Source organism: Streptomyces sp. SID5785, assembly GCF_009870065.1.
GTDB lineage: Bacteria > Actinomycetota > Actinomycetes > Streptomycetales > Streptomycetaceae > Streptomyces.
Genome location: NZ_WWIA01000765.1, coordinates 1 through 3,704, shown reverse-complemented (window position 1 = coordinate 3,704; position 3,704 = coordinate 1). Strand labels below are relative to the sequence as shown.

Sequence of the window (3,704 nt, the reverse complement as noted above, 5' to 3'; positions counted from 1 at the left end):
GGGGGTGTGGTCCGGGGTCGTGTTCATGGTGCGAGCTCCTCAGGGGCCGGGGGTTCGAGGTCAGGGGTGGGGCGTCCGGGGTCAGGCGTCAGGGGCCCGGGGGTTCCAGCGGTCTGGGGTTCCAGCGGTCCGGGGTTTCGGGGTGTCGGGATCTGGGGCTACGGGATGGCGGTCTTCGGGGCGTCGCGGGTGCCCGGCGCGGTGGTCCGCGCCCGTTCGCACCGCGCCCGCTCGCTCGGCGTCTGCTCGCTCCGCGCCCGTTCGCTTCGCGTCCGCGCGGCACGCCTGCCCGGTGCGGCGGAGCGGGACAGCAGCGTGTAGGTCAGCGCGGCCAGGAGCGTCATCAGCGCCGCGACCGTCCACAGGGTCACGTGCCACGCCGCGGTGAACTCCGGGGCGTGGCCGCCGGCCCCCGCCGTGACGCGGGCCGCCGTGTCCGCCGAGCCGACGCGGGACTGGACCGCGGAGAGCAGCAGGGCGCCGAAGACGGTGAGCATGACCGCGCCGGTGCCGCCGCGCACGGTGTTGAGGAAGCCGGAGGCCATGCCGATCTCGGCGGCGGGGACCAGGGACAGGGCCTGGGCGTCGATGATGCCGATGGACAGGCCCTGCCCGGCGCCGATCGTGAGCAGGGGGCCGGCGAGCGCGGTGACGGTGATGCCGGGGTGGAGCGTGGTGAGCCAGGCGTTGCCCGCGGCGATCAGGAGCAGGGACAGGACCAGGAGGTGCCGGGCGGGGACGCCCCGGTTGACCAGGCGGGCGCCGAGCGGGGGCAGGGCGAGCACCGGGACGGTCATCAGGAGGAGGGTCAGTCCGGCGGCGCGGGCCGTCGTGCCGTTCGCGCCCTGGAGGTAGGTGGGCAGGAAGGTGAGGGCGCCGGTGGTGCCGGCGCCGAGGGCGAAGGCGCCGAGGGCCCAGCCCGCGAAGGCGGGGTTGCGGGCGAGCCGGATGTCGAGGATCGGGCGGCGGCCGGTCGAGGTGCGCAGCAGGCGCCGCTCGGTGCGCACGAACCCGGCGAGGAGGGCGGCGGCGAGCGCGCCCGGCAGCAGGGCGTGGGCGGAGGTCCAGCCGGACTTGGAGCCCTGCGTGACGGCGAAGAGGGCGAGGGCCAGGCCCGCGACGAAGGTGACGGCGCCGGTCTTGTCGACGCGGGGGCGCAGGCCGGCCCGGGACTCGCTCATCAGCCGGGTGCCGAGCACGATGACGGTGCCGGCGGCCGCGTAGGAGAGGAACGTGGCGCGCCAGCCGAGCGCGTCGACGAGCCAGCCGGAGAAGGTGGGCCCGAACGCGAGGCCGAGGCCGGACGTGGTGCCGAGCGAGGCGAAGACGCGGGTGCGCGCGGGGCCGGTGAAGGTGGCGGCGAGCAGGGAGCCGCCGGAGGCCATGACACCGGCGGCGCCGATGCCGGACACGATGCGGGCGGCGTCGAGGAACAGGACGCTCTGCGCCAGGGCGGAGGCCAGCGTGGCGGCCGTGTAGACGACGGCGCCTGCGGTGAGGACGCGGCGGCGGCCGTGGAGGTCGCCGAGCGATCCCGCGACGAGCATGCACGAGGACGCGGCGAGGAAGTAGCCGACGACGACCCATTGCAGCGCCGCGCCGGATGCGTCGAGGTCGGCGCCGATGCGGGGCAGGGCGACGGTGGTGCCGGACATCGCCATGGGCAGCGTGAGCATGCCGAGCAGGACGACGAGGAGGGTGAACGTGGGGCGGCTGCCGCCGACTTCGCGGGCCGCCGAAGCCTGGGGTTCGGTTGCCATGCCGGTAAAGTACAACCGCGGTTGTAAGAAGTGCAACCGTCGTTGTACCTAGGTCGCAGGGCCGAGGACACGGCCTAGGCTGTACGTGGACGGAGGCGGGCGCATGGTGGAGCAGCGGGAGCAGCCGGAGCAGGACGCGGCGCGGCACGAGGGGCCGGGGCGGGGCCGGGCGCAGGGGCAGGGGCAGCGCAAGGGCGGCACCGTCGAGAAGCGGCAGGCCCTGCTGCGCGGGGCACGCACGGTGTTCGGGCGCGAGGGGTACACGCGCGCCGGGATCGACGAGATCGCCGCCGAGGCGGGTGTCTCCACGCGCACGCTCTACAACCACTTCGGCGGCAAGGCCAACCTCTTCCGCGAGGCCCTCATCGAGAGCGCCGCGGCCGTGACCGCGGCCCATGTCGCGCTCATCGAACGGCACTTGACCAAGGTCACCGACCCGGAGAAGGACCTGCTCGCCTTCGCCCGCGAGTGGATGGGCCGGCGCACCGAGCACGACGCGCACATGCGGCTGGTCCGGCAGATCATCGCGGAGGGCCGCCGGCTGCCGCCCGACGTCATCGAGGAGTGGCAGCGCACGGGGCCGCGCGCGGTGACGGAGGCGGTGCGGGAGCGGCTGGCCGCGCTCGGCGGCCAGGGGTGGCTGCGGATCGGCCCCGACCCGGCCGAATCCGCGGAGGCCGCGCGGTACTTGATGCTGCTCGTGGCCGGGGGCGTCACGACGGACACGTTCTTCGGTGTCGTCCCGATGGCGCCCGAGGAGGTCGACGCGCGGGTCGTGAGCGGGGTGCGCGTCTTCCTGCGGCTCTACGGGGTGTGAGCGCGGCCCGGCGCGGACCGGCCGCGCCGCCACGGCGCCGAACGGGCCCGTGTCCGTACCGGCCTCAGGCCGTGGGCAGTTCCGCGTCCGGCCAGCGGGTGCGGGCCTGTTCGCGCGAGCGGAGCAGGGCCAGCGTGGGCAGGCCGAGCTCCGGCCCCGTGGCCAGGAGCTCCGGCAGCTGCGGCAGCGGGGCCACCGCGGCGACGTCGTCCAGGACGAGCGACATTGGTGGGTCGAGCCGGCCGGCGGGTGACCTTGCGGCCATGCGGCGGCCGTGCTCGACCACGCTGGAGGCGAGCGCCGTCAGGAGCGGCATCGCGCCGGGCTGTTGCCTGGGGTTCTCGATGGGTTCACCCACCACATAGAGCGTGCCCCCCTCGTCCGCGAAGGAATCCAGCACGAGCGCGTCGGCCCGGTTCGGCGTGCAGGCGTCGCGGACGTGCACGGAGAACAGTGCGGACAGCGCGCGGGCCGTCAACTCCTGCGCGATGTCGCGGCGTTCGGGATGCGCGGTGAGGGCCGCCTCCAGCTCGCCGGCCGCACCCGAGGCGGCCCGTGGGTTCGTGCGCAGGATGCGGACCGCGTCCTGGACCTGGGTGCCCTGGGCCCAGCGGTGGACGTGGCGGAACGGTTTGCCTTCGGCGGCGGCCGCGTGCAGGTAGCTGCGCAGCAGGGTCTCGGCGGTCTCGGCCACCGCGGAGTCGGCCTTGGCGGTCGGACGGACCGGGGCGAGGAGGGCGGCCGCGCGGGTGGCGGCGGTGTCCTTGTGCTCGCAGTGCGCGGCCGGGTTCCAGCGCAGGCGGTCCGGGGTGTCGCACAGGTGGGCGGGGTCGTAGAGGAGGACCGGGCCGAGTTTGGACCGGGCGTCCTTCGTCTCCTGCCAGATGCCGGGGGACGAGGTGATGATCAGGGCGGGGCCGGGGGCGTCCTGGACGGCCTGTATCGCCTCGGGGTGGCGGGTGGCGGCCGGGCCGAGGAGGAGCGGGCCCGTTCTGGGGGCGGGCACGAGGGTGCGGGGGGCATGCGGGGCGCGGGGGGTCTCGTCCAGGGGCTGCCCTGCCGCGGGTTCGTCGTCGGCCCACTCGCGTGGGGGGTGCTCGCGCAGTTCCCCGCGCCCCTGGCGGGGC

Annotated in this window: 2 protein-coding genes and 1 pseudogene; 1 reads left to right on the top strand and 2 read right to left on the bottom strand. The window is 75.6% G+C overall.

The window, feature by feature from the left end; genetic code table 11:
* Positions 1-158 precede the first annotated feature (158 nt).
* A complete protein-coding gene (locus GTW43_RS25120) occupies positions 159-1,760 on the bottom strand; it encodes an MFS transporter (RefSeq protein ID WP_161304288.1) in 1,602 nt (533 codons plus the stop codon).
* A 103-nt stretch (positions 1,761-1,863) separates the two neighbouring features.
* Between GTW43_RS25120 and GTW43_RS25115 the strand changes: the two genes are divergently transcribed.
* Positions 1,864-2,577: a TetR/AcrR family transcriptional regulator gene (locus GTW43_RS25115; RefSeq protein ID WP_161304287.1), complete on the top strand. Its 714-nt coding sequence runs from the start codon at positions 1,864-1,866 to the stop codon at positions 2,575-2,577.
* 64 nt (positions 2,578-2,641) lie between these two features.
* Here the strand turns inward: GTW43_RS25115 and GTW43_RS25110 are convergent.
* A pseudogene (locus GTW43_RS25110) lies at positions 2,642-3,704 on the bottom strand (type IV secretory system conjugative DNA transfer family protein); the annotation flags it as partial.